Genomic DNA, 25,913 nt, shown 5'->3' with positions numbered 1-25,913 from the left:
CTACACTTAGTTTTGAATTCGGTCGGTCACCCTAAGACACCGAAAACGAAAGGCGTACGCGCTGATATTATGAAGAGCGGCTTCACGCTATCGTCACGACCCGATGGTAAAACGTTGGTTGAAGTGTCTATCTTTTCTGACCCCAAAGGTATCTTACCAGCTTGGGTCATAAACTTGGTTCAAGAGAGCTGGCCAATGGAAACCATGGTCGGCATTCGAAAGCAGGTCAAAAAAGAGTTTGTGAAAGAAGCGGTCTTGCCTCCCTTACCCAGTGAAGAACCGGGCGCGGCAGCTACTCCCTAGCTCATGGCGCATTGAGCAATGGTGGCTCTTCAATGGCATTGGATTTGGGAAGCTGAATCTCAAATTTGACGGGTAATGTTTTATCTCCTGCTTGAAGCAGTTGAAGCTCTCCACCTTGTTGTCTGATCAGCGATCTTGAGATTGATAGATTATGAATCGCATCATCACTGGTTTCTTCGTTGAAAATGGTATCCATCATTTGGGTCGGGATAGGCTCCCCATTGTTGGCAACGACCATATGCACCATATCTCCTAGTAAATGAGCGTGGAGCTGAATCTGCGGCGTTTGCTGATCTTGGTTTAATGCATAGCGAACAGCATTGGTGAGGATATTGGTCAACGCATGGGTGATGAGGTACGGGTTTACTTCAACTTCCAACTCAAGATCACTGTAGTCGTAGTCGATATTCACTTGGTCAAATTTACCAGGAGAGAGAATGTCGCGCGCACGCCGAAGGGCTGAATCTATTAACTCTTTGGGATCGGTGACCCGAAGCAGCTTACCATCAACTTCAGTGAGGCCACGCATTTCGGCCACCACATCTGCAGCTCTCTGGGCGCCAAAGAGTGTGTCTTCAAGAGTTTGTGAGTGCTCGTCGAAGGTTTTATCAAGTACACGTTTGACCTCCATCGCATTTTCGTTGTTCTCGGCCCCTTCAAATAATTGAGAAACAATGGTGTGTAATTTTGCAACCTGACGCCGCAGGTTCTGAGTGCCGACGCTAACGTAGTTCAGAGGGTTGTTGAGTTCATGGGCAACTGAACTAAAGATGTTGAGTTTTGTTTTAAGCTCTGTGTTGAGAGCACTTTGCAGCACTTGAGATTTTTTCTCGGCGGCAATCTTTTCGGCTTGTAGAGTGTTCATTCGGTAGGCGAGTGCGAAGGAGAGCAGTGAGACCTCCAGGATAGAGCCTATTTGCATGGCGTGTTCGGTGATCGCGTTTCGGGGAAGGATCCCGGCTTTGTTGAGAATCATCAAGGCACCACCTCCGAGAAAAGCGAGCCATGCAACGGTGAAGTATTTCGCAACTTCAAAGTTGTTTTTCCAATTGATCACACCGAGAGCGAATACCATCGTTATGGCGAAGGTGCCGCAAATGAGGTTGAGTTTGATAATCGTTGAGTAGGGAACAAAGAGCGAGGAGACCACGAGTACAAGCCCCAGGCTCGCAATGGCTCTGATGTATGGATGAAGCCGCGGGTTTCGCTCTTTCGTCTGAAGAATATAAATCGTAAAAATAGTACCGGTGGTAGCAATGAGCGGAATGAATGCCCCGATTGCAATATCTTGAAACCAGGGGTTCAGGGGCCATAGAAATTGATACCCGATGCCACTTATTGCCGCTTGAAATCCAGCCACCGAGCCGACGTAGAATACATAGAAAAGGTAGCCGGGTGTTCTAACGACAAGAAAAATAAATAGATTATAGACCACCATAATAAGCATGATGCCGTAATAGATTCCTTGTGCGAGCAGCGTCTCTTTATCATCATGGTGTAGCTGTTCAGGAATCCACAGCTCCATGGGCACCTGCATTGAGCTGGTGGTCTTGGTTTGAACGACCAGCGTGATGGTTTCGTCTTTTTGAAACACGATAGGGAAAGTGAAAAACCGATGGAGCTCTTCTCGTTTATCAAAATCTAAGCGGTCTCCCGTTTCAAAACGGGTCACATGACCTTGGGAGCGAAGCAAGTAGATGTTGAGCTGATCAAGTAATGGATAGGAAATGACCAGTGTTCTCTCGGCTGAGCGGTTGGATGCATTCTTGAGCTCAACTTGGAACCAGTAGGTGCTCTGCGTAAACCCATAGGAAGGAGTCGGAGCTTTGGATGAGATAAGCTGTGACTGGTTTTCCGGAGAACGAAACTCACCCAGGCTAAGCGCGGTCTTAGTATCGACGAGATACTTCACCTTATCACCAAGATTGATAATACTTTGCTCGGGTAGAACGAGAATTGGGGACGCGTAGGAGACCGATGATATGCTCATCAAGAGAGCGAGCAGAGTGTAACAAACGACACGACGTACTTGTGTAAAGGTTCCGAACGCGGCCATATCTTTGCTTTCCCACTACTTGAATGAGCTGCTTGATACGACTGAACTCAGCTACCTTCGGATATGGTAGCAGGCTTCGAGCTTTCTCTAAAGAGTGCCCTGATAATATTGTTCAGATGCGGGGTGTCCTCTGTCCTAATAATCGTCCGAAAAATCGGGTTCTTCATCTTCCCAGCAAACCGCGGGCAGCCTGAGTTCGTCCCCAATCACGAGCCAGGCCGGTACTTTCGGCGTGCAAGCTCCCCAGCCTAGGTTGCAGATATAGCCCTCGTCTTCCCGGCAATCTGCAGAAGTGATGCAACGCTTGAACCACCACCAATGGTCTAGCTCGTGACCTTGACCGCTTTCTATCATTTCGTCTGGGTCGCCCAGCTCGTCATAGAGTGGCCAAGCGATGGAGTCTGGCGGGACACAGTCTTGCTGGTCTTCTCTGAGTGAACAATAACCACCGGGAAAATCTGTTCCGGCAAGTTCGTCGAGGCAAGTCCCTCCGTTGCAATCGCTATCGGTTTCGCACGTTTCACCTACGGGGACCGTGCAAGCCACGTCGCCGAATTGATCTTCAAATGCCAAGCATGGAGCGGGAACGGGAATGAGGTGAAAACCCTCAGGCAAACTTCGGCGAGTTGGTGATTCGTCGGGCAAGAGATCTCGCGCAGCATAAACGATGACTTGGGAAGGGGCGCCGCCGAGTATCTCGTCGGCATCAAACTGTTCGTCGCCATCTCTGTCTTCATATACCACGAGATACGCCAGCCCGTAGGCTTGGCTGGTGTCTTGAAGAAAGTCGTCAAGAGGCGGATAAAAGATATTCACCTCGAAGGCTGATGGGAAACGTATTTGCACTGACACGGAATCCTGTTCAACGAGTTCATTAAAATCCGTGGGTTCGCTGCCACCCGGTGCCCAACCTAGAGCAACCCGAACGCTATTTTCCTCTGGAAGGTCATCGAGAATCGACACAATGATACCCTCGAAAGAGAAAAGTGGCTCGCCAAGGTATTCGCCCGTGGCAAGAGGATCTCCGCATGAGAGCACAGAGAGGAAGGGGACGAGGAGAATAACCTTTTTCCAAACAGCCATTTAGAATCTCCACCCCATACCTAAGGCCACCCATGTTGTTACTTGGGTTCGTAATTGCGAGCCTTGCGTGGCACCGGCGCTCACTGTCGCTTGTTTATGGACATAAATCATAGGTGCGGCTTCGAGCTTGAGAACCAGTGGACCGTAGACGTCTGCTTCAACACTTGCGAGCGGACCAAATCCGGCAGCCCAGCTGTTTCGTGTGGGAGCTGAACCGGTAGTGTTGAAAGCTTGATGGTACCAATTGAGTTCGGTGGCGACCCCAATACCGAAGCTAAAATCGTAAAGGTCAAAAAACTTTTGCAGCGTAAGGCCTAGGCCCAATTCGGATGTGGTTCCGTCAAGAGCTGTACGCTCGTCATTGCTTGAGCTGCGACTAAAGCGCACCCGGCTACCTACGCTCATCAGTGAAAAATCGATGTTGTAACCCAAAAGAAGATTTGCACTGAGTGGGTAGCCATCTAGCACGGCGGTGCGCAGTCCAGTCATCACAAAAGCGCTGTGCTGCAGTATGTTTTTGGCGGTACCTTTTCGAACGAGCTTGGCGTAGTCGATGCGTTTGCGCGGTACATCTTTTAGAGATTTGGAGGCGTGTGCATGAAGCGTGACCGCATATTCAAGAAAGTGGTCCCGGGCACGTTTCTGGATGAAGTAACGTCCTGGTTTGAGATGCAGCGTAGCGCCTTTGTCTTGCACCATGACTTCATTGAGGATGGTGCCGGTCTCACTGGAGTCCATCAAAAGATAAAGTCCAGCATCTTTGATTTGGAGTCGGGCTGAGCCGGCCGTCACTTTAGCAAGCTGGGTAAGGGGGAGGTCGCCTTTGCCTTTAATGTCGTATCGGTAAGTAGGGTGTTGCAGACTTTGTGTTTGGCCACTTGAGCGCAAGGTTTGCTGGTAAGCGTAGCTGTACACTTCATTCAAGGTAACGGTTGCATCCCGGTTATGGTCTGCGGCTCCGCGCAAACCACTAAGAAGGTGGTGGCTAAAAAACGATCCACGAAGCCTGTCCGATTCGTGGCTATCTTCCCAGGCAGAGCTGGAAGTAATGACGGCCAGCCCTTCAGCTTCCACTTTGTTGCGCGCGCTTATTTTAAAGTTTGCAGTGGGACTTGCACCTTTAACTCGGGTAACACCGCCGGAACGACAGCTGTCGAGAATCAAAACGCGGACCTTGGCCGGTGAGGCCTCCACCAAGTCTTCAAGTTCGTTGAAGGAGAGGTTACTGCCACGCATATGAAGCCCGCCGTTATCGGCGTGTCCGGAATAAAAGACGATAAGTGATGTGTCTTGCTCACCGCGGCTGATGGCTCGGCGAATACGGCGGTTGGTATCAAGGATTGTTTTACGTAACCCCGCTGCACTGGCCCCTTGAACAAGAATGCTGTTTTCGGGATCGACATCGCCAAGATTGCGCATCACTGTAGCAAATTGAATGGCATCCTCTTCTGCAAACCGAAGTGGAAAGTCGCCGTCATTGCCTACATTGTTCCCAGCCGAAACTACAAATGTAGAGCTGGCCCACACAGAGGGGGCGTAGAGGAAGAAGCAGAATATGAGCGCAGCGACAATATGCTTCATGGACTCACTTTGTTGAGTTCGAAAGAAGTGGTGGTGCACTTCTTGGGAACTTTAATCCGGCCCGGTTCGGCTGCAATATTAGAGAGGCCAAAGGGGTGATCACAGGATACCAGATAGAGCCTTTCACGTCCCGAACTTTGATCCAGCTTGATGGTACCAGGAAGTATGCCGCCCTCCGATGAAGTGGAAGGCCGTGAGGCTTGGCTACCATCGAGTGGGAAGGCCATGTAAACGTCGCCGGAGGCCTCTTGTCCTACGACCATTACCTCCGTACCTTCGCGCGGACTTATTTTGAAGCGTAGTTTATCACCTGGCACCACAGTGGAGCCGCTGGCAAGAATCTCAACGGAATCCTCGGTGCTCTTAAAAACTGTAAAGCTTGCACCTTTGGTTCGAATACCTTGCATCGAATTGATATCATCGATGGGCCCAGGGTTGGGCTTGGTGACCAACATCATGATGATTGCACACATCGCCATACTGGTCCCAAACACGGCAGGCTGTGTGAAGAGACTTCTGACCTGTTGCCAAAATGAGACGGGCGTATCACTTGGAATCTCAGCGCTGAGTCGGTGCAGTTTCGCAATGATGGCATCGCGATCAAGTTCTTGGAATGCGTTAAATCCTTGTTGGCGAAGTTCCCACCGCGCCTCACAAGAATTGCATCCAGTGATGTGCTTCATGAGCACGGTGGCTTCGGATGCAGCACACTCATTCACATGCATAGCATCAAGGGCCAGATCGGAGGGGCACTCTGGCGTACATTGCACCCCGAGTGTCGCGTCTTTCCAAGCATTGGTTGTTGGATCTCTCATTAGACCACCTATCCTCATCTTTCTATTAGCTTAGACCCGCAAGCTTGCTCTAATGGGCAAAGTTAGGAGAAGTCTCCCTAAGTGTCTGTTTTTGCTGTTGGTTTGTCTATCCGCTTACGAGCCCAGGTATTGAATCGTTCCAATAGGTTACCGACCGTTCGACGAGAGACCCCTAGAAGTTCAGCGGCTTCATTTTGGCTCATCCCATCGATGTAGACATAAACCGCAGCCTGGGCTTGGTCGGGATCAGCCTCTGTGAGCAGTGTACGCATTAGAACCAATTCTTCTGGCGCCTCGTGAGTCGCTTGCAGCCCTTTGGGACCATGCTCTTTCCAAAGCTCTTTCCGGCGACTTTGGTTGCGTAGTAAGTTCAAGCAGAAATTGGTTGTAATACTGTAGAGCCAAGTTGAGACCCGGCTTCGACCCTCAAAGCTCTCTCCAGACTTAAGAGCTCTAAGAAATACTTCTTGTACAGCTTCTTCGGCCAGTTCGTGTTGCCCTAAAAGCGCCAATGCTCGGCGGTACACCATGGGGCCGTAACGGTCAAAAAGCTCCGCAATTTCAATACGCTTCATGAGGAAAACATAGCACTGAGCTTACGCTCTGGCGAGGATTAGAAGGTGAGATTCTCTTCTTTGAGAGCCCAAACCCCAAAGCCATAGTTGATTGGCTCTTAAGGGGAACCTCGACGAGGACGAGGATTCCACTTTAATCGTGAATATCACGCACAACGAGTACGGGCTCTTGCTCATTAAAATCATCCACGATGGGGATATCGACTTCTATAACCCAGAAATTATCGTCGTTGGGATCAAGGAGCACTTGAGTGGCTTGCCAGAGGTCCCGATTGACTTCGTTGATTCGGGTATGAATCGGAAGTCTTGCATCATGGTTGAAGGCCAGCTTTTCGTATTCTTCAAAATACGGCGTCAGCATGGACTCAAGACGCTCTGCATCGGCAGGGTGCTCAGATGTTCCGCGAATATGGGCGGCGGCGGCTTCAAAATCTTTCTGTGAAAGATTCTTAAGTAGTTGGTGAAGCTCCGTTCGAACTCTAGCGCGGCATGCTCGCGGATCGTCCGTAAGCCGTACTGGGCGATCTGCCTGATCGCTGCTTTGCTCTGTGGCGGGGTTGAGCATGGATTCCCATTCTTGGACGAGACTGGAATCAACTTGGCTCAGCATCGCCCGAAAGTAGGCCTGTACTTCGAGCACCGATTCATCCTTGGCATCATCGGGGATGGTTTGGGCCAAGGTTTTGTACACCTGTGAAACATAACGCAAGAGAATGCCTTCGCTTCTCTGGAGCCCATAGTCGCGAATGTAGTCTGCGAAAGACATAAAGTTTTCAAACATTTCCCGAGCAATGGATTTGGGCCGAATATTATCCGCGCGAACCCAGGGGTGTTTCTCAGCAAATGCATTGAACGTGATGTAGAGAAAATCACGGTTGGGCTTTGGGTAATCAATTTGTTCGAGCTGTTCCATACGTTCATCATAAGGAACGCCTTCGGCTTTAAGCTCGGCGACCTTGTCACCTTTGAGCTTATCGACCTGCTTGTAGAGGACTACTCTGGGGTTTTCCAATATCGATTCAACCAAGGTCAAGACGTCCAATGCGTAGACTTCTGAGTCTTTTTGAACCGTTGGTAAAATATCTAAAACATACATGGAGCTGGCTGTGTGCAAGGAGAAGTCGTGCTGAAGACTTTCGTCAACCAGGAGCCTTTCCTCCTCGGTGCCTTCATTTTCCACAACAACCAGCTGCGCTTTTTTGAGGGACTCTAAATAGATATCGGCGTTTTCACGGTGCGCAATTTTACTCTTATCACGCTCGTGAGAATCGTTGATGAGAGTTTGAAGATTGTCCCATCCGTCTTCGCCAAATTCTGTGGCGCCCTGGAGAAGGTTAATAATCAGGCCATGACTGATGCTAAACTGTGACGAAAGTGCTTCAGGTAAGCTTGTCTGGAGTTTTTCAAAAACCTGTTCATCCCAGTGAGCATAGTTTTTCTCTGGCGCCTTTTTCTTAACCGATTTATTTTTCTTACCGGGGTTGGCTGCAATCTTGGCTTCGATTTTTTTGTTTTCGATGACGTGTTCGGGGGCCTGGCAAACTACGCTGCCTGCGGTGTCGTAACCTTTGCGTCCGGCCCGGCCCGAGATCTGATGAAAATCGCGTACTGTAAGAACCCCTGTTTTTTCACCATCAAACTTACAAAGCTTAGAAAACAAAACTGTTCGAATCGGCACATTCACCCCGACTCCGAGCGTGTCTGTTCCGCAGATGATTTTAAGCAGACCTTGTTGGCTCAATTGTTCAACCAGCAGTCGGTAGCGCGGCAGGAGACCTGCATGGTGCAGCCCAACCCCGTGGCGAATGAATTTACTGATGTCTTTGCCGTAGGGTGAATCGAATTGAAATCCCTTGAGCGCGGCCGCAATCTCTTTCTTTTCTTCCTTTGAGCAATAATTGGTGCTCATTAGATTTTGCGCCATCTCGGCACATTCACGCTGGGTGAAGTTGACCACGTAAACGGGGGATTGCCCTGCGCTGACTAAGTCGTGAAGCGTTTCATGGATGGGCTTGATACTGTAGGTAAAATCAAGCGGAACGGGCCGGTCGGTAGAACGCACCACACGAACGCCGCGACCGGTGATGGACTCAATGCCTTCGTTGATCACTGGGTTGTCACCCATCGTTGCAGACATCAGTAAGAATGTAGCCTGTGGTAAACGAAGAAGAGGGACCTGCCAGGCCATGCCGCGGTCCGAGTCGGAGTAGTAGTGAAATTCATCCATGACCACGCTGTCGACGGGCGCACGGCTTCCTTGGCGCAGCGCCATGTTGGATAAAATTTCAGCGGTACAGCAAATCACAGGAGCGTCGTGATTGATGCTGGCGTCACCGGTAAGCATGCCTACATGCTCGGCCCCGAAGTCATCGCATAATGCGAAAAACTTCTCGCTCACCAACGCTTTGATTGGGCTGGTGTAATAAGAACGTTTGCCTTCAGCGATGGATTTAAAGTGAACTGCTTGCGCAACCAAAGATTTTCCGGAGCCAGTAGGTGTGTTGAGAATGACATGGTTGTCAGCCATGATTTCTAAAATAGCTTCTTCTTGGGCTGGGTAAGGATTTAAGCCCTTAGCATCCACAGCGGCTAAGAAAGCATCGAGGAGATTATCCTCGCTGGGCTCTTCTGGCAGGTGCTGGATAAATAGAGGAGTCTTTTTAGTTTCCGACATCTTGGTGGCCTTGTTGTTCAAACCAGGCGCCTAAACGCCTGAGCCCTTCTTGGGTATCGACATTTGGGTGGTAGCCTAAGTCGCGTTTGGCTGCACTGATATCGTACCAATGGGCCGTTGCAAGTTGCTTGGCTACAAAGCGAGTCATAAGGGGTTCGGATTTGACGCCAAAAAGATTGTAAACGCCTTCAAGTACGGCTCCGGCCGTATAAGCAACTTTCGGGTGAACAGATCTTTGAACTGGGCCAAGTCCTGCTGACTTCAAGATACCATTAATGAGTTCATGGCTTGGTATCGGCGCATCTTGGGTGATGAAATAAGCCTTGCCTGCACATGATGCCTCAGGGGAAAGTTTGTCACCGGCTAGAATATGAGCCTCTGCAGCGTTATCAATGTAGACGGAGTCGATGAGCTTCAGGCCTCCGCCAACAAGCTTTAGCTTGCCGCGTTTGGCCCGGTCGACGATTCTTGGCACCAAATGATTGTCTTCTGGGCCCCATATGAGGTGAGGTCTCAGGGCAACGGTTTGTAGGCTTGGACCGTTGGCTTCGAGAACCATTTTTTCAGCCATCGCTTTGGTAGCAGGATAATGGGTTTCAAAATGATCGGGGTAGGGCTCTGCTTCATTGATGCCTTCAACATCACCGCCGGCATGAATCACGCTTGGGGTGCTGGTGTAGATGAGCTTTGAGATTTGGTGAACGTTGCAGGCTTTTAATATATTTTCTGTTCCCACAACATTGGGCTTATAGAAATCATTGTAGCTGCCCCACACGCCGGCCTTTGCGGCTACATGGTAGATTCGGTCACATCCCTTTGCTGCTTTCAGCACACTTTGTTCGTCGGCAAGGTCTCCGCGAAAGACTTCGACGCCAAGTTCGCTGAGTGCGGGGTAATCACCTCGGCATAGACTTGAGACGCTGTGGCCCTCTTGAAGGAGCCTTTTCACAATGGCCTTCCCGAGAAAACCACCACCACCTGTTACGAGCATTTTCATCCGAGTTGCCCCGCGGCCCAGACCGATAATTTCTCGCGGCCTATTTTCGCATTGTGTCGAATGTCGACTGGGAATGAAGGATGAAAAAGAAACGTCTCGATGCCGGAAGTGTGTGAATGCTTTTGCGCCAATTTTTTAAGTGCGCCCAAGATCTCACTCTGATCGGCATTTGCCGACGCTGCTTCGAGTTCGATGCATAACACAGGTTTGCGATTGTCGCCTGAGCCAGCACCAACAAGTGCCGTGCGGTAGATGTCGGGGTGTGCGTTGAAGATTCCTTCACAGGGAATTGTAAAAAGAGTTTGTTGCGAGAGGATGACTCGGTGACTCTTGCGTCCACAAAACCATAGGCGACCTTGTGTGTCGAAATATCCGAGGTCGCCCATACGGTGGCGTATACCGTCAATATCCTCGATTTTGGCAAGCCCCGTGTTTTCGCCGTCGTTAAAATAGGCTTGCGTGACCACTGGGCCTTTGACCACGATTTCCCCAACTTCTCCTTGAGGAACACAGAGTGATTCGTCCCATTTTGAAATACCTTCATCAGTAATGCCAATAACTTTAACATCTACGATGGGTACCGGGCGCCCAACACAAACACCCTTGCCTTGCTCTGTTAGCGGCCAAGTGTCTTGAAGGATTTCGTGGCTGCCAAGCACTGCGACCGGGAGCGACTCAGTTGCGCCATAAGGTGGGTAAATGATGCCATCGTCTTCGAGCATGGTATGAAAGCGCTCCATGACGTGGGCAGGTAGAGGTGCACCGGCAGCAATCACGCGCTTCAGAGTTGGAAGCTTTACCTTATGTTTTTCTCCGTATCGGCCAACTGTATTGAGGAGGGCCGGAGAGCCAAACATTGTATTGACGCCGAAGTCTTCGATGGCTTCGATTATTTTTGCCGGATCAACTTTGGCCGGTTTGGTCGGGTCCATATCCGGAACAATCGTCGTCATACCCAGCGCTGGGTCAAAAAGTGCGAAGAGCGGAAACGTCGGCAGATCAATCTCACCGGGCTGGATACCGAAAAGTTCGCGAATCATTTCAACTTGCGCCGCAAAGTTTTCGTGTCGGTAGACGACGCCTTTGGGCGGGCCTGTACTGCCACTGGTGAAAAGAATCGCGGCGATTTCATCGCCAGTGGTTTCAGCCATTTGGTAAGCGGCGTCCGATGCAGCAAGTTCTTGGACTTGGTCGAGAGTGTGACCGCCCCAAAACCAACGCCGGCCAACGGTAACGTATGTTTTGATGGTATCTTTGGACCAACCAAAGAGAAGCCGGGCAACATGAGCAGGCGGTATGCCGATAAAGGCTTCGGGCTTGGCTCGCCCAAGGCATGATTTAAGTGATTTTAGTCCCAGACCAGGGTCGACCACCACGGGAACAGCGCCAATTTTAAAAAGGGCGAAGGTGAGGGCGAAAAAATCGAGACTGGGTTTTACCATTAGAACGGTGCGCACGCCGCGTTTGATGCCAACCTTTTCAAGTCCGGCCGCAATGGCATTACTTTTATCGTCGAGCTGCTTGTAGGTGTAGTGTTCGTAGAGCACTCTACCTGCGGGGCTGCGGCCATAAGGCGCAATAATTGCGGGCGTGCGCGGCTGGCTTTGTGCCATTTTGGGAAGGTATGCCGCAATGTTGACGGGCTTGGTAGTCATCGTCAGTCTGCAATGGGATGGCGTTTGAGAAAGTCTTCGATAAGCGGAATGACTTCGTCGGTAGCGTCTTCAAGAATGTAATGGCCGCAATCGGCAAATCGGTGAACCTCGGCATTGGGGAGGTAACTTTGCCACTGCTTGAGGAAGTGGTGGTCAAACACGAAATCTTTATCGCCCCAGCAAATCAATACTGGCAATTTATTAAATTGGCCCAGCTGACTCTCAACACTGCTGACGAGGTCATAGCCTTTGTCTTGGGGAACAAGAGGGATGTCTTGTACAAAGCGAAGGGTAGCGATGCGGTTGGTCCAAGTATCGTAAGGTGCAGTGTAAGCTTGGACGATATTCTTTGGCATCGGCTTGCGGGTGCAGCCTACAATGGTGGCGCCGCGGCTAAATGCATTAAAACCGCGCACCAACAATCCGCCCAGGGAACTATCTCTCGCAAGCTTAAGTTGCCATGGCAGTGCTTTGGTGTTGGGCAAATGGAACGCGCCTGTATTGAGAATGACCAAGCGTTCAACTCGCTCCGGGTGGCGGGTCGCGTAGGCCATTCCAATCATACCGCCCCAGTCATGAACAACCAGAGTTATCTTCGAGTCGATTTCCAGGTGGGACAGGAGCGCGTCGAGGTCGTCTACGCGCTGTTCTAAATGATATCCATAAGCATCGTCGGAAGGCTTGTCTGAAAGCCCCATCCCAATGTGGTCGGGAACAATCACTCGGTGCGTGCTGCGTAGAGTTTTGGCTAGGTTACGGTAGTAAAATGACCAAGAGGGATTGCCGTGAACCATGACCACGGGGTGGCCTTGGCCTTCGTCGAGGTAGTGATACTGATGCCCGTTGAGGTCTAGGTAGTTGCCCTCAAAGGGGTAGAGCTCTTTAGAGATATTGACCTGGGTGTTCATAGCTCACCAAACCACTTCAGCCATGGTGCAATTAAGACCGCTGCCAATTCCCATCAACGCGATTCGATCGCCAGATTTAACGCGACCAGAATCAACGACCTTAGAGAGAACAATCGGAACCGAGGCAGGACCAATGTTACCGTACTCTGGGTAGAGCCGGAAAATCTTATCCATAGATAGACCTAAGGTGGCCGCCAATTGCTCCGTATGAACCTTGCTCACTTGGTGAAGAATCAGTTCATCGATTTTTTCAAGGTCCCAATCCATCTCTTGCTTGGCCCGGTTCAGGCACTGATTGGCAAGTTCGATTCCGGCAAACAACAATTTCTTGGTGTCGGTGACCATACCGTCTACCTGGCCGAGGCAAAGCCGGTTGTGCTGGCTGGCTGCGAGATTGACGCCGCCTTTAAATGAGTGGACTTCTTCACAGAGGTCAGCTCTGCCTAAGAGCATTGCCACACCGCCTGAGCCAAGTGTGAGAGTTGCGAAGTTGTTTCGAAAGAGCGCTTCATCACAGCTTGGATCTTGGAGTCGTTTGAGTGTGGCTTCCACAACATTGATGCTGTTTTCGCCGTCGACTACGAGGCCGTAATCAATTTGGCCCCGCTCAATCATGTTGCCGACCATGTCCATGCCGTTTAGGAATCCAAGGCATGCATTGCCGAGGTCGAAGTTCATACATTCGGCGGGGAGGCCAAGGTTACCGTGAACCAAACAAGCGGTTGAAGGCTCAATGTAGTCCCGGCAAACTGATGTGTTGATTAAAATCCCGATGCGCTTGGGGTCGACTCCACTGCGGGCAATGGCTTCTTTAGCTGCCAGCGTGGCACATTCACTGGGTTGGACGTCACTGTCCCAGAATTTTCGTTCGTGAATACCCGATAGATGTTGGAGCAGTCCTTGGCGGATGCCGAGGCGGTCCATGGTGGGCTTGATACGGGCTTCAATCTCGGAAGATGGCATGCGAACGGGCCCATCGACGTGGGCAAGACTTACGATTGATACGTTCTCAAAACGCATGAGCACCTCCGGCTATTAAAGACCCGCTATGCCAGCGGGAGGTGCCGCCGTCAAACCATCAAATCCTTATTTAATAGGAGTTTGGGAATGTTTTGGGGTGAGAGCTGCCCCTTCTCAGTGCATTTAAGGAGCTGGGGTCTTTGGATGGCCGGTGACTACCGTTCAGCCCAGATGGGGCTAACCCTGGTGGAGTGAGCTGAAGTATCCCGAAAACCCAGGGACTTTGAGTGATTTGATCACTTGGTCATGCCAATGAAACCAAGGACATGGAGCTGCGCGGTGCTTATTTTTGAGATTCCACCCAGCCTCTAGACCTGAAATTGAGCAAGGCTTAGCTCCTAGATCCAGGGCGGCGCCAGTGCGTGATTGGGTCAATGAAAGAGTTTTAGCTGCAAGCTTTCTCATCTTTCGCCATTTATTTGACAGATCGAGCACCTGGACTTAGCCTGCCAGCATGTTGGCGAGATCTATCATTATTACATTTTTGTTGTGGCTAGGCGCGCTTCCTGCGTTCGCGGGGAGTATCTATCTCAACGGTACGCGCATCGACGGCGTAACCAATCAAAAGTTTGATAATGTTAGCGTTGAAATCGATGCCCATGGGAATGTGCATATTACTGCCAAAGGTTATGCGGTCCAAGGTGCCAAGAGCGAGGTCAAAAGCCCAGGCCAAGATAAGGTTTCTGGCCCAGTGGGGCAGCCGCCGACCCGTCGTTACTGGGTCGTGACTGAAAAAGTTCCCAGTAAAACACAATTTGATATCGACTTGTTTATCAACGGAAAGTGGGTCCGTAAGTTTCTCGACGATGAGAAGCACACGGTTCTTGAAGTTACGTCTCATTTGAAAACCGGGCCCAATAAACTGATTTTTCGTGCAAAGAAGGATTTGTCTTCTGGTGAACGGATTTCGCAATCTGCGCAGCATTATTTTCGAATTGTTGTGGGCGAAGGCAAGGTTGGTGGTCGCAACGTGATGATTACCAGAACCCTTGTAGATTACCGACGAACGGCGCTTGAGACATCGGATTTCAATGACGAGTACGTTTTAACAGCGCAATAGAATAAAAAATCGCTTGGAGGGAAGCTATGCAAAAATTGATGCAGCCTATGATGGCCGCGATGCTTACGACCACCTTAATTTGGCTCACAGCATGCGCGACAACTGGTCAGGTGACCGACAAGAATAAGTTTCTTGCACAAACCCACTACGACATTGCGATTACGAGTTTCAAGACCGGAGATCTGCGCGAGACATTGCGTGAACTTCTCAAGACCGTTGAACTCAATCCAGGTTTACCAGAAGCTCACAATGCGCTGGGCATGGTTTATCACGCATTGGAACATCTCGATGAGAGCCTCACACATTATGAAGCGGCCGTTAAATACAAGCCTTCATTTTCTGAAGCCTACAACAACCTGGGTACGTTGCTGATTGATTTGGGCCGCTACGACGATGCGATTGAGTCTTTTCAGGTGGCGTTGGGTGACATTTTGTACCGTACTCCGGCTCTCGCTGAAGGTAATATGGGCTGGGCCTACTATAAAAAGGGAGAGGCCGAAACAGGGCGTAAACACCTGCGTAATGCAGTTGCCACTCAGCCCAAGTTTTGCCGAGGTTATGAATGGTTAGCACGCATCGCGCTCGACCAAGACAACGCCGAAGGCGTGGATAAAATCTACAGTCGTTTCGACCGCCATTGTGCTCAGGATGCTGAAGTTGGCGCGGTCTTAGCGCCAGACCATATTCACCAAATGCAGTATTATTTTGCGCTGAGCCTGATAAAGACAGGCCGCGTGGAGCAGGCTCGTGACATGTTGTCTCGGTGCGCTCTTAAAGATGCCGAAAAGGGTTACGCAGCCCAGTGCCAGGCATCCCTGCAGGAACTCTCACACTAGTTGAGAATCGCCTCCTAAGGATTCAAGTTGGTAAGAGCAGCCCGGACAGAAACCGTACTCGACGGGATTGTGGTTCGGATGACCAACTATGGTGAATCAGATCGCATTGTTGAATTCCTAACAGCTGAAGAAGGCCGCGTGAGCATGATAGCTCGCGGAGCCAGGCGTTCGCGCAAGAGATTCGGGGGAGCCCTCGACCTATTTTCTGGCCTGCGCACCCATAGCCAATCTGGTCCCAATCTTTGGACCTTGAAATCAGTAGATGCTTTGAATTTACGGCTCCCACTGCGGGGTCATTTTGAGTTGCTGGGCCGTGCAAGTTTGATTTGTGATTGCGCGAGAGCTCTAACTCCAGAGCATCATGAATCGGCAGATATGTATGAAGCCGTGAGGCAAGGGCTGGACCACCTAAGTGAAGAAGACTCTCTGGCAGCAAGCCAAGCTTATCCTCTTATTTTACAGGCTGCGGGAATTCTACCAGACACCGGCGGAGTGCGGGTAGAGGAAAGTATGCGCTACACGCTCAACTTTCAGTCAGGTTTGGTCGTTGGAGCGGGTCGGGTCCAGGGCGGCGCCCGTGGTTTTGGCCCTGAAGTGGTACAGGCACTTCGTGGGCACGCTTGCACAAGCACAGAAGGTGCGCGTCAACTCGAACGATTGGTGATTGATTGGGTTCAGCACCAAATTGGAAAAAGATTACCCAGCGCGGATGTTTACCTCGATATGATGTAGGTTCCGGACAACGGATTCAGAGCTAGCACTTGGAACCAAAACCATGTAGCGTTCAAAGCCGCTATGAACACATTTCTCGTATCACTGACCTTACTTGTCGCCTCTACTCTGCCTCAGCCTGATGATTTCGTCGCGGCCACAGAAGTTTCCGGAACTCGCCGAGGAGCCGCGGCTCTCGGATGGGATGCAGGAGCAGCAGGCATTGCTCAGGGCTTAGAGTTTCGCTTGTCGGGTCGTATGCTTGGCGGCCAAGAAACGCAGGCAGCAACCAGTTTAGCATTTGTTGTGCCCTGGGAGAGTCTTACCATTGCATTTGGCTACGACTGGGTCCCGGTTCCCGATGGTGTGGGGTACGAGCGTTCAACTTTTGCCTTGGCGCTTCGGCTGGGTGAGCGGCTGTCTCTCGGTACGGCCTGGAGACGGTTTGAGATTGATGGAACGGATACGATTTCGGTTGATGTGGGTCTCTACGCAGAACCTTGGCGCTGGCTTGCGATATCGATTTTTGGTCAACGCTTGAATGAACCGGATTTTGGCGATGGCATACTCGGCTCGGTGTATGGACTGGGTTTAGGTATTCGCCCGTTGGGAGGAGCCCCTTGGCTCACGGTGGGTTCAAGTGTGCGGTTTTTACGTAAACCTGGGCGCACGTTCGAAAAGACTTTTTTAACCGACGTTTCGACCTATGTGCAGGCAGAGATCTGGCAAGGCGTCTATACGAGCCTTGCTTGGCAATACCAAAAAGATGGAAGCCATCAGGTGTGGGCAGGCTTTGGTCTCAATACGAACTTGGGTGGCTCCGGGCTAGAGGCAGAGTTTTCCGCAGGTGTAGACGATATTGATACCCTTGGAACGGAAGCTGGGGTGGATAGAACCCACTGGGCTCTGACCTTTAAGGAAAAAGGAGAGCCCGGCCTGGAACTCAGTTCGAAACGCGCCAAGGTATGGGCAGCGGGAACAACGCGGCGAGAAGCGACTACGTTTTTGGGTAGAGGTGAATCCGTATCAACATTGGCACTTCGACTGGCTAAGATTGCCGGCAATGACTCGGTTCAGGATGTTATCATCGGCGTCTCGGATTTAAATATGGGCCTGGCTGGGGTTGAAGAGCTGCGAGCCGGTATTAAAAGAATTCGCAAATCTGGCAAGACCGTCACCGCCTACTTAAGTGGTGGGGACGAAAAAAGTTATTTGGTCGCGATGGCCGCATCAAGCATCAAAGTAGATCCCGTGAGTATTCTATTGCTGGATGGATTCAGTGTGACCGCACGCTACTTTGCCGGGGCTTTGGATAAGGTTGGTGTTCGGTTCGATGCAGTCGCGGTGGGCGCTTATAAGACAGGTCCTGATGCTCTCACTCGGACCGAGTCCAGGCCCGAAGACAAAGAGGTACGGGGCGAAATTCTCGATGAAGCGATCACCCTTTTAAAGACCAGTATGGTTGACGACCGCGGATTGAGCGGGGAAAAAGTCGATGAGATTTTAAAAAGAGGCTATTTCAGCGGCGAGGAAGCAGTGGCGGCTGGCTTGGCAGACGGCATCTTCACTCCGAAGGAAGCCGCGAAATTACCGCAGAAGATTCCAAATGGATGGTCGTTGGACTCATTTGAGCGAGCCGATGATCATTGGGGAACGCCCGACCGAATCGCGGTGATTCCCATTCTAGGAACAATCGTGGGCAAACCTGGGGCAAGTCCGTTGCCCGGACAAAGTGCGGCAGCGGAAAACATCATTCCAGCTTTAGAGGAAGTGGCCAGTGACCTGAGCGTGGCCGCCGTCGTGCTTCGTGTCGATAGCCCGGGCGGGGATGTCATGGCATCCGAGAGAATTTGGAGAGCGGTTCGACGCTTGGCCCAGGTTAAACCGGTGATTGTATCGATGGGACAAGTCGCGGCTTCGGGTGGTTACTACGTATCGGCTCCTGCCCACACGATTTTTGCAGAACCCAATTCACTGACCGGCTCGATTGGAGTGTTTGCATTGTTGCCCGATTTATCAGGGCTTTATGAGCTTTTGGGGATAGGCACAGAGATTGAGAAGCGCGGTGAGCAGGCCGATTGGAATTCTGAGACCATGGCATTACGCCCTGAGGGCAGGTCGGCTCTGAAAAAGGCTTTGGAACACTATTATGACGTATTTATCGATAGAGTGGCACAAGGCCGTAAAGTGAAGCCTGAGAGGGTGCGGGAAGTAGCGGGAGGCCGGGTTTACACTGGGCGTAAAGCGCTTGAGCTGGGGCTTGTAGATAAATTTGGTGGCCTGCTCGAGGCCATCGAAGAAGCTGCTAAGCAAGCTGGTTTGGAGCAAGATAGGTACGAAGTTGAATTTTCTGAGCGCGCTCTAGGCAAACGCTCCTTGATTGACTTCGTCAGCGCAAGTAGAGAAGAGCCTACGGTAGTCAAAGCTTGGGAATATTTAGAATCTATTCGCATGTTATCAAAGTTACCGTTGGCATTGATGCCGCAGTGGTACGAGGTTTTTCCATGACTCAAGACAACAGTCTTAGCCCACGTCATTATGGTGCAGAGGTATTGGTCACAGTGGCCGGCTCACGTAAGTGTGGCGTTTTACGCTGGCGCGATGGCCGTAACGGTGCAGACTTACTTTTTGTTTCCGGTAGGCCCCAGCGCTTTATCGATGAAAACAATCAAGAAATCGACGACCGCGATATCGTGGTATCAGCCCTAAGAGCCGTTGCTTTGGCTTGCACTGGAACTTATTCGTTCGAGGATAAAGATTTATCACTTGTTGCCGACAGGGAATCGCTGCGTATTGATACGCTGGGTGAGGTTCTTGTAGCGGTCGTACGAGACTTGAAGACGATGCATCTTGATTCCCTCTGGGACGCGCGTATCCGTCAAGTGGTTCAGCCAACCGCTGTATTTGAACGCCTCGCGAAGGCGGTTTCCAAGGTTTCCGGCGAGCACGTTGAAAGACCGCAGCATAAATTGCCAGTAGGGAGTCTCATCAGCGGCGTCTCGATTGAGCTGCAGCGTACCTGGGCAGCGCTTTTGATGATGGGCGGCTTTGAGGTACTAGAAGATCTGTCGAGCCGCCATACCAAGGTTTTGAGTGGACCGGCTATTCCTGATGCACCGCCCAATAACGATACCGTCGACATGGAGTTCGAAGAGTCCGAAGTCACCATAGAGACACCCGTTGACGCCTACCTTGAGTTTTTACCTCAAGAGCTACGTGACTTGGTTGCTGAAATTCAAAAAGTGCATCCCACTCTTGAAACTGTAAACCATTACGAAGTCCTCGGCTTGGCACCCAACGCAGTACCTGCCGATATTGGTAAGGCGTACCTTGCCAACGCTCGAAAGTTTCACAGTGACCGGTTTGGCGGCCACGACTTGGGACCAGCTAAGCGGCTTGCTGAAGAAATTTTCATGCGAATGGAAGAAGCTTATGGCGTCTTAAACAATGCCAAAGAGCGTGAATCCTACGATTTTATTCTCGACCGCCAGGCCAAGGGATTGCCCACAGATCCCGCTGTGATTCTCGAGGCCGAAGAGCTTTTTACCCGTGCACAAAAAATGGTGCGCTTGGGCAATGCGGTTGCGGCATCTCCGCTTTTGGAAAAAGTCATCGAGATGAATTCTGGGGAACCTGAGTTCTGGGCTTATTATGGCTGGGCCGTTTTCAATGCTCAGCCAGACCGAGAAGGCCGTCATAAGGCGTGGAAAGCTTTGGAGCGTGCACGCAAAGAACAACCTGAGCTTGCGGTGGTTTATGAGTTTCTAGGTAGGTTGGCTCGGGTAGAGGGAGATGCCTCTGCGGCGGCTCGAAACCTTAAAAAATGCTTGAATCTCGATCCCGATAATCCAGAAGCCGAGCGAGAGTTAAGGCTTTTAAAGATGCGTAAATCTGATGATTCTCAAGATGATGGAAGCATCATGTCGAAGCTTAAGGGAATCTTTAAGAAGTAGTTCGCGATACCCGAGCCTGCTAGGAGCTGCGCTTATCTCATAGCGCTGGCGACATCATTGCCATGTAAAAAGCCACGGCACGACCAAAAGCCTCAACACCAGTCTTTTCATTGATACCGTGAAACCCACTCATATCTTCAGGCCAGATTTCCTGGGGACTGAACCGGTATATTTTATCACTCAATGTACTGAAGTGGCGGCTGTCGGTGGCTCCAACCAAGATACTTGGTGCGACCATCGCGTCTGGGTAAATCTTCTTAATACTATCTTCGATGCGGGTAAAAGCTTTGCAGTCGGCGCAGGAGGTAGGAGATGGATTCTCACCTCGTGATTCACTGTAGGGTTTCACGCTCACCCGTTCATCGGCGATGGTTTCTTTGACGTGTACAAGCACGCTCTCCACGGTGTCGCCTGGTAAAATTCGAAAATTGATAACTGCTTTGGCGCGGTTGGGAAGCACATTGTCTTGAGGGCTTCCTTTGAGCATCGTGACGGCGGTGGTGGTGCGGGTGAGGGCGTTGGTGTTGCTTTTCTGACCGAGCTTTCCAAGAACAAGTGAGCCGGTGATTGCGAGGTTTTGGAAAACAGCCTTTTTATACCACGGCATATATTCTCCAACCCGGTGAATCATCATCTCAACAGGGCCGGTTAATCGCTGGGGCATGGGGTTGTCTTCTAGGGCGACTACCGCCCGCGCGATGATACCGGCTGCGGTTTGTGCAGGAGGCATGGAAGAGTGACCACCTGGGTGAGCTGCCTCAATCTCAACACTTAAAAAACCTTTTTCGGCGAGCCCTACAAGTGCCAGCGGTTTGTCCAGCCCGGGAAACATTTGATGGGTGATGACGAGGCCTTCATCGAGGAGCCAGTCGAGCTTGATGCCTTGGTCCTGAAGGGCTTTGACCATGGCAGGTGCGCCTTTACCCAGCACTTCTTCATCGTGGCTGAACCCGAAGTAAAGTGTTTGCTCTGGAACAAACCCTTGTTGAAGAAGATGTTCAGCCGCTTCAAATAGGGCTATCAGCCCAAATTTAAAATCCATAGTGCCTCGGCCCCAAATGGAATTCTCGGAAATAACGCCGCTAAAGGGCGGATGCTTCCAATCGCGTAAAGTCGCTTCGTCAACGGGCACAACATCTTGATGCGCTAAAAACATCGCCGGCGGGCGGGAGAGGTCTTTACCTGGCCAGCGATAGAGCAGGGAGTAGTCCGCGACGACAGAACGCGACATGGCTTGATGCACGAGCGGATAGGTTTGCTCGAGGTATTGATGAAATGCGGTGAAGGCCTTGGGGTCAAGGGGGCCCTGCATGGTGGAAACAGTCTCGAATTTAATGGCTTGGCTAAGATGTGTTGCACTTTGCTCTACATTGACTTCGGGATTTTGGGCAGCTTGGGTGAGAGAAGCGGAAAGTAAAACGAGGAGGGCGGTGTTTATTCTTAAGCTCATCACTGAGGTTCCATCTCTTTGAGGTAATCTTGTGCTTTTTCTATGTCCCGCAGCACTTGAGTTTCGGGTAAGGAACGAAGCAGCACTTTGCCATAACCTTTTTCAGTCATACGTGGATCCAGGATGGCGACGAGGCCGGAATCCGATTGCTTACGAATCAGGCGGCCAAAACCTTGGCGGAGCATAATGGCAGCGTGCGGAAGTTGGTAACTCTTAAAAGGCGATTGTCCTTGGCTCTTGATGTAATCGATTCGAGCGCCAACCAGTGGATCTTGGGGAGAGGCAAAAGGAATCCTGTCGATGATAACAAGCCGCAGCGCAGAGCCGGGTACATCGACCCCTTGCCAAAAGCTCATGGTCGCAACCAGCACCGCATGACCATCTTTACGAAAAGTCTCGAGTAATTCGCTTCTTGGAGCACTGCCTTGTTTGAGGATTCTCAAGCCTGTTTTGGGTTGGAGCTCTCGGCTCATCGTTTCAAGCATGCTGTAACTTGTGCATAAAACGAAGGCACCGCCGCCGGCAGCCGCGATGAGCTCTGCAGCAACATCGACTGCTTGATTTGAGAACCGTGGGCTGTTGGGATTGTCCATGCCATTAGGGAAATAGAGCCGCATTTGCTCGGTATAATTGAACGGAGAGTTCACGAGGACTTCTGCGGTATCAGTGAGCCCGATGCGGTTTTTATAGGAATCGAAGCTTTTCTCTACAGCCAGAGTCGCGGACACATAAATTGCAGGGACAGAACCCAACATGTAACGCATCAGCGGTGCAACGTCTAAAGGTCGAGCGACGACGCGTTTGCCGTTTTGACCAACATCGGCGTAGCGTACGAAGGGCACCAGTGGACGCATCGATTCTCTTGGCTCTGCGTAGTAGAGGTCATCATCGGGTGTGAGCGTGCGGGCATGGTCGAGTTGGCTTTCAATCTCACTTAAGATTCCCGCGCGGCCAGGTTGATGGAGCACAAAGGCCAGCTCTAGAACTAAGCTTGCTGTTCGTTTTCCAAGATGCAGCGTCTCTTCGCGGTCTGTGTTGGATAAATCGTTCTCAATTTGACACAGTAGACCATCGACTTCTTGGAAGCGGGTTAGTATCTCTTGGTTGATGTTCTCTTTACGGAGAGTCATCCGGCCGCTGCGCTTATCAAAAGGAAGGGCGTGAAAGAGTTGTCTGCCTCTGATTTCAAGTTGGTTGACGTTTTGTGTAACCCGGGCGTAACACCCGTCACTGTCCTGGACTGTCTTAAAAATGTCGCGGCAAAGCATGATGATTCGCCGTTCGGAAACTTCAAATCCAAAGTGCTGTGAGGCAACTTCATCCAAATCATGAGCCTCATCAAAGATGACAATGTCATGTGGAGGAATAAGCTCAACGTTGCGCTCACCAGCATTGGCTCTTAAGCTGGCATCGGCAAAATAAAGATGGTGGTTCACGATGACGAGCTGAGCTTGTTGGGCATTTCTTCGCATTTGCGTAACGAAACACTGCTCAAATTCCGAACAGCTTCTGCCGAGACATTGGTCTGAGGTCGCTGAAACTTCACGCCAGATTTCAGAGTTGTCGGGTAGCCCTTGTAGCTCTGCCCGGTCACCGGTGGTGGTCGTTTCGCGCCAGTTGTTTATTTTGTCGAAGGCTCTTTTGCGCCCGGTGCCAGGAAGAAGCCCTTGGCGGCTGAAGGCATTCATTCGGTAGTGGCATAGGTAATTGGAACGGCCTTTCATCACTTGAACATCAAAGGGCGCGCCAACAGCTTTTTCTAAAAGGGGAATTTCCCTTTCGAGAATCTGTTCCTGTAGATTACGCGTACCGGTTGAAAGAACGACTCTTAGGCCAGAGGAAAGGGCTGGGACCAAATAGGCCAGTGTTTTTCCTGTCCCTGTCCCAGCTTCAGCGATGAGATCCTTGCCGCGCTCGATGGAGCGCCCCACTTCTTGTGCTACCTGGATTTGTTCGGGTCTAGATTCATAGGAGTCAATGACCGACGCAAGAGGTCCCTCGTTACCGAAGAAGGCTTCAAGCATTTCTGGCTGGAGGCCTTTGGTATTCATTGAAACGTCCTAAAGCAGGAGGAGCAGGCTCGAGATTAATTCTCTGGTTTAGGCACAGGTTTTTCAAAAAGCTGAATGGTGTTGTTCTTTAAGGTCAGTACGAAAAGCTCTTTGACCGCCTCTCCCTTATCGTCAAACTCCAGATTGCCCATGACACCTTTAAATCCGGTGTGTCCCAGTAAGGCTTTGCGTAAATCTTCGCGGCTCTTCAGTGGAGTTTTAGGAAGCTCTAAGATGGCGCGCACGATTCCTGCAGTATCGAAGGCTTGTGCATCACTTAACTGCGGCGACTTACCAAAGACTTCTCGAAATGCCGAGTCGAAGTCACGCACTTTCGGTGCCGGGTGATCCCGGTAATAACCATCTACGAAAATCGCGTTTTCACAATACTTCTGACACTTTTGACTCAGGTAGGGGTGGTTCCAGGTCGACGCACCCAGGAGTGTGATCGGTTTGATATCCTTGTAGCCCGTGGCACGTTTGATTCGTTTTAGCTCACGGTCATTGCGGGTCACCACAATGTCTTCAAAAGCCAGTGCCGGTGCAATTAGACCGAGGCGCTTGGCGCTGTCTGGGATGACAATGGCGTCGAAGTCGGTGATGGGCGGGAGATTTTTCTGCATCTTTTCGATGGCAGCGGCTTCGCGATGCGAGGGTAATTTTTTGGCTCGAATTTCTTTGAGCTTGTCGCGGTAATCTTGGCGTGAAGTCCGGTACCAGCGTCCCACAAGCTTACGAACAGGCTCTGTGAAGGTGGTTTGGTCGTGGTCATAGCTTTCTACACCGCGAATCTCACCTTGTCGTTCATCTACTTCACTCCAAAATGCTTTGACGAACGCCGCGCCGTAAGGTGTGCGTGGATGTAAAAGCGCAAAGCGAGTCATGTCCATTTCTTCAAAGGCAAATTTAGCCAAACTTCGCGCTTGAGTTTCAATGGTTAGAGCAGCACGAAATACGTAGCTGCCCATGTCTCCGCCAACTTTGTAAGAAAGAGAGATGATGGGGATACTTAGCTCTTCTGCTTTTTGCGCCGCAGCCAAAGAAGGCTTGGTCACAATCGGACCGATGATTCCAACCACATGATCTACGAGGACGAGTTCTTCAACAGCGCTGGCGGCCGCGGTCGGGTCGCCCTTGCTATCTTTTACAACGAGTTCAAGTGCAGAGTCTTGGAAAGCAAGTTTGATAGACTCTAGAGCCTGCTTACCGTACTGACCAAAGCGTCCTGAGAGTGGTAGAAGAACACCTATTTTGTTTACTTGAACTATGAAGCGGTTTTTCAAGCGCTCATAAAACGATGAAGCTTCTTTGCCGTAAAGGGTTTGCGGGTAACGGGCAATGAGCTCTTTGAGCATGGCTTCTGAACGCTCGTAGTCGCGGGTATGGTAAAAAACTTTTGCGAGCTTAAAGCCGAGCATGGGGTGAATGAAGGACCAGCGGGTGTCAGCACCGTACGTTGTCCACATGCTTTCGATCTCGGTAAAGCTAAGGCGGCTTGAAACCACAGTACGGGCAAGTGTTTCGACGGCCTCTTTATCTAGATTGGAGAGGGTGGGAATCGCGCGAAGGTCAACGCAGACGCGAAGAGCCTCTGCAGGTCGTGCAATTTCTCGCAGGCTTCGGATGTAGAGTTTACCGAGTTCTACAAGTTTGTTGTTGTCCGTGGCACTGGCGTAAAGGGCGCCGAGCATTCCAGCTGCATCTTCATAGCGACGCACGGATACGAGAGCATGGGCGTAGAGTTCGCGTGCCGCATCTATTTTTGAAAAGTCAGGTCGGTAAAAAAGAAGCTTCTCGAGCTTTTCAATGATGATGGTTGGGTGGTTGTCTTCCCGGGCTTGTTGGGCCTGCTCAAATAAAGCGTGCGCTGCAGCAGTCGTTCCCGGCCAATTTTGGATCAACTGTTCTTGTGTTTTGGTTGCTTGAGCAATTTGCCCTTGAGCGCGCTGCGACCGGGATTGAGCCAGGAGTTTGTCGGCGTCGGTTTCCTCTTGTGCACTTGGCGGCGGCGGGGCTTCCACAAGCGAGCCGTCGGGGGCCACGAGAATAGGAGTGGGAGGAACGGGCGCGCAGGCGTTAAGCACGAGCAAGCTTGTCGTGATGACGATGAGTCGGGCGGTATTAAGAATCGGTGTCTGCATAAACCTCAAGCCTTCGATCTGGTTGCACGGCTATATATACGTAC

At 51.0% G+C, this 25,913-nt stretch carries 19 protein-coding genes; 6 read left to right on the top strand and 13 right to left on the bottom strand.

Annotated features, from left to right (window positions below):
* On the top strand, positions 1–303 hold a 303-nt coding region (locus HOK28_05325; protein MBT6432492.1), incomplete at its 5' end, for a hypothetical protein.
* Between the two features lies 1 nt (position 304).
* Here HOK28_05325 and HOK28_05320 read toward each other — a convergent pair.
* The 10 genes from HOK28_05320 to HOK28_05275 form a co-directional block, all read right to left on the bottom strand.
* The gene (locus HOK28_05320; GenBank protein MBT6432491.1) at positions 305–2,359 is read right to left on the bottom strand and encodes a sensor histidine kinase; all 2,055 of its coding nucleotides are present in this window, start codon (positions 2,357–2,359) and stop codon (positions 305–307) included.
* A 135-nt stretch (positions 2,360–2,494) separates the two neighbouring features.
* Positions 2,495–3,442: a hypothetical protein gene (locus HOK28_05315; GenBank protein MBT6432490.1), complete on the bottom strand. Its 948-nt coding sequence runs from the start codon at positions 3,440–3,442 to the stop codon at positions 2,495–2,497.
* Positions 3,443–5,023: a caspase family protein gene (locus HOK28_05310; protein ID MBT6432489.1), complete on the bottom strand. Its 1,581-nt coding sequence runs from the start codon at positions 5,021–5,023 to the stop codon at positions 3,443–3,445. It lies immediately after the preceding gene.
* Positions 5,020–5,838 (bottom strand): hypothetical protein, encoded by an 819-nt coding sequence (locus HOK28_05305; GenBank protein ID MBT6432488.1) that lies wholly within the window; start codon positions 5,836–5,838, stop codon positions 5,020–5,022. The genes HOK28_05310 and HOK28_05305 overlap by 4 nt, the downstream gene beginning before the upstream one ends.
* A 77-nt stretch (positions 5,839–5,915) precedes the next feature.
* Positions 5,916–6,413, bottom strand: a complete 498-nt coding sequence (locus HOK28_05300) for an RNA polymerase sigma factor (protein ID MBT6432487.1) — start codon at positions 6,411–6,413, stop codon at positions 5,916–5,918.
* A 133-nt stretch (positions 6,414–6,546) separates the two neighbouring features.
* A complete protein-coding gene (locus tag HOK28_05295) occupies positions 6,547–9,087 on the bottom strand; it encodes a DUF3516 domain-containing protein (GenBank protein ID MBT6432486.1) in 2,541 nt (846 codons plus the stop codon).
* On the bottom strand, positions 9,074–10,084 hold the full coding sequence (locus HOK28_05290) for an NAD-dependent epimerase/dehydratase family protein (GenBank protein MBT6432485.1): 1,011 nt from the start codon (positions 10,082–10,084) through the stop codon (positions 9,074–9,076). The genes HOK28_05295 and HOK28_05290 overlap by 14 nt, the downstream gene beginning before the upstream one ends.
* Positions 10,081–11,739 (bottom strand): AMP-binding protein, encoded by a 1,659-nt coding sequence (locus HOK28_05285; GenBank protein ID MBT6432484.1) that lies wholly within the window; start codon positions 11,737–11,739, stop codon positions 10,081–10,083. Before HOK28_05285 ends, HOK28_05290 begins: the two co-directional genes overlap by 4 nt.
* A 2-nt stretch (positions 11,740–11,741) precedes the next feature.
* Positions 11,742–12,629, bottom strand: coding sequence for an alpha/beta fold hydrolase (locus HOK28_05280; protein ID MBT6432483.1), 888 nt, complete (start codon positions 12,627–12,629; stop codon positions 11,742–11,744).
* 21 nt (positions 12,630–12,650) lie between these two features.
* Complete coding sequence (locus HOK28_05275) at positions 12,651–13,667, bottom strand: 3-oxoacyl-ACP synthase III (protein MBT6432482.1); 1,017 nt, start codon at positions 13,665–13,667, stop codon at positions 12,651–12,653.
* A gap of 454 nt (positions 13,668–14,121) precedes the next feature.
* Between HOK28_05275 and HOK28_05270 the strand changes: the two genes are divergently transcribed.
* The 5 genes from HOK28_05270 (at position 14,122) to HOK28_05250 (ending at position 20,227) form a co-directional block, all read left to right on the top strand.
* The gene (locus tag HOK28_05270) at positions 14,122–14,727 is read left to right on the top strand and encodes a hypothetical protein (GenBank protein ID MBT6432481.1); all 606 of its coding nucleotides are present in this window, start codon (positions 14,122–14,124) and stop codon (positions 14,725–14,727) included.
* A gap of 26 nt (positions 14,728–14,753) precedes the next feature.
* Positions 14,754–15,563 (top strand): tetratricopeptide repeat protein, encoded by an 810-nt coding sequence (locus HOK28_05265; protein ID MBT6432480.1) that lies wholly within the window; start codon positions 14,754–14,756, stop codon positions 15,561–15,563.
* Positions 15,564–15,590: 27 nt separating this feature from the next.
* Positions 15,591–16,295 carry a DNA repair protein RecO gene (recO, locus tag HOK28_05260; GenBank protein ID MBT6432479.1) on the top strand — a complete coding sequence of 235 codons (705 nt, stop codon included), beginning with the start codon at positions 15,591–15,593 and terminating at the stop codon, positions 16,293–16,295.
* Positions 16,296–16,358: 63 nt separating this feature from the next.
* Positions 16,359–18,782, top strand: a complete 2,424-nt coding sequence (gene sppA / locus HOK28_05255; GenBank protein MBT6432478.1) for a signal peptide peptidase SppA — start codon at positions 16,359–16,361, stop codon at positions 18,780–18,782.
* The gene (locus HOK28_05250; protein ID MBT6432477.1) at positions 18,779–20,227 is read left to right on the top strand and encodes a DnaJ domain-containing protein; all 1,449 of its coding nucleotides are present in this window, start codon (positions 18,779–18,781) and stop codon (positions 20,225–20,227) included. The genes sppA and HOK28_05250 overlap by 4 nt, the downstream gene beginning before the upstream one ends.
* Positions 20,228–20,264: 37 nt before the next feature.
* Here HOK28_05250 and HOK28_05245 read toward each other — a convergent pair whose 3' ends face one another.
* Genes HOK28_05245 through HOK28_05235 form a run of 3 tightly spaced genes read right to left on the bottom strand, consistent with a single transcriptional unit; the run spans position 20,265 to position 25,869 of the window.
* Positions 20,265–21,677, bottom strand: a complete 1,413-nt coding sequence (locus HOK28_05245; protein ID MBT6432476.1) for a M20/M25/M40 family metallo-hydrolase — start codon at positions 21,675–21,677, stop codon at positions 20,265–20,267.
* On the bottom strand, positions 21,677–23,728 hold the full coding sequence (locus HOK28_05240) for an ATP-dependent DNA helicase (protein ID MBT6432475.1): 2,052 nt from the start codon (positions 23,726–23,728) through the stop codon (positions 21,677–21,679). The genes HOK28_05245 and HOK28_05240 overlap by 1 nt, the downstream gene beginning before the upstream one ends.
* 35 nt (positions 23,729–23,763) lie before the next feature.
* The gene (locus HOK28_05235) at positions 23,764–25,869 is read right to left on the bottom strand and encodes an ABC transporter substrate-binding protein (protein MBT6432474.1); all 2,106 of its coding nucleotides are present in this window, start codon (positions 25,867–25,869) and stop codon (positions 23,764–23,766) included.
* Positions 25,870–25,913: the final 44 nt, after the last annotated feature.

The organism is Deltaproteobacteria bacterium (assembly GCA_018668695.1).
Lineage (GTDB): Bacteria > Myxococcota > XYA12-FULL-58-9 > XYA12-FULL-58-9 > JABJBS01 > JABJBS01.
The sequence above is the reverse complement of the archived record's forward strand: the minus strand, read 5'-3'. Positions and strand labels throughout refer to the sequence as shown.

Bases quoted from the DNA above. Each gene is read 5' to 3' on its own strand.
- HOK28_05270 (MBT6432481.1), top strand. From the start codon at position 14,122: ATGTTGGCGAGATCTATCATTATTACATTTTTGTTGTGGCTAGGCGCG.
- HOK28_05235 (MBT6432474.1), bottom strand. From the start codon at position 25,869: ATGCAGACACCGATTCTTAATACCGCCCGACTCATCGTCATCACGACA.
- HOK28_05245 (MBT6432476.1), bottom strand. From the start codon at position 21,677: ATGAGCTTAAGAATAAACACCGCCCTCCTCGTTTTACTTTCCGCTTCT.
- HOK28_05250 (MBT6432477.1), top strand. From the start codon at position 18,779: ATGACTCAAGACAACAGTCTTAGCCCACGTCATTATGGTGCAGAGGTA.
- HOK28_05240 (MBT6432475.1), bottom strand. From the start codon at position 23,728: ATGAATACCAAAGGCCTCCAGCCAGAAATGCTTGAAGCCTTCTTCGGT.
- sppA (MBT6432478.1), top strand. From the start codon at position 16,359: ATGAACACATTTCTCGTATCACTGACCTTACTTGTCGCCTCTACTCTG.
- HOK28_05310 (MBT6432489.1), bottom strand. From the start codon at position 5,023: ATGAAGCATATTGTCGCTGCGCTCATATTCTGCTTCTTCCTCTACGCC.
- HOK28_05290 (MBT6432485.1), bottom strand. From the start codon at position 10,084: ATGAAAATGCTCGTAACAGGTGGTGGTGGTTTTCTCGGGAAGGCCATT.
- HOK28_05275 (MBT6432482.1), bottom strand. From the start codon at position 13,667: ATGCGTTTTGAGAACGTATCAATCGTAAGTCTTGCCCACGTCGATGGG.
- HOK28_05300 (MBT6432487.1), bottom strand. From the start codon at position 6,413: ATGAAGCGTATTGAAATTGCGGAGCTTTTTGACCGTTACGGCCCCATG.
- HOK28_05315 (MBT6432490.1), bottom strand. From the start codon at position 3,442: ATGGCTGTTTGGAAAAAGGTTATTCTCCTCGTCCCCTTCCTCTCTGTG.
- HOK28_05265 (MBT6432480.1), top strand. From the start codon at position 14,754: ATGCAAAAATTGATGCAGCCTATGATGGCCGCGATGCTTACGACCACC.
- HOK28_05320 (MBT6432491.1), bottom strand. From the start codon at position 2,359: ATGGCCGCGTTCGGAACCTTTACACAAGTACGTCGTGTCGTTTGTTAC.
- HOK28_05285 (MBT6432484.1), bottom strand. From the start codon at position 11,739: ATGACTACCAAGCCCGTCAACATTGCGGCATACCTTCCCAAAATGGCA.
- HOK28_05305 (MBT6432488.1), bottom strand. From the start codon at position 5,838: ATGAGAGATCCAACAACCAATGCTTGGAAAGACGCGACACTCGGGGTG.
- HOK28_05295 (MBT6432486.1), bottom strand. From the start codon at position 9,087: ATGTCGGAAACTAAAAAGACTCCTCTATTTATCCAGCACCTGCCAGAA.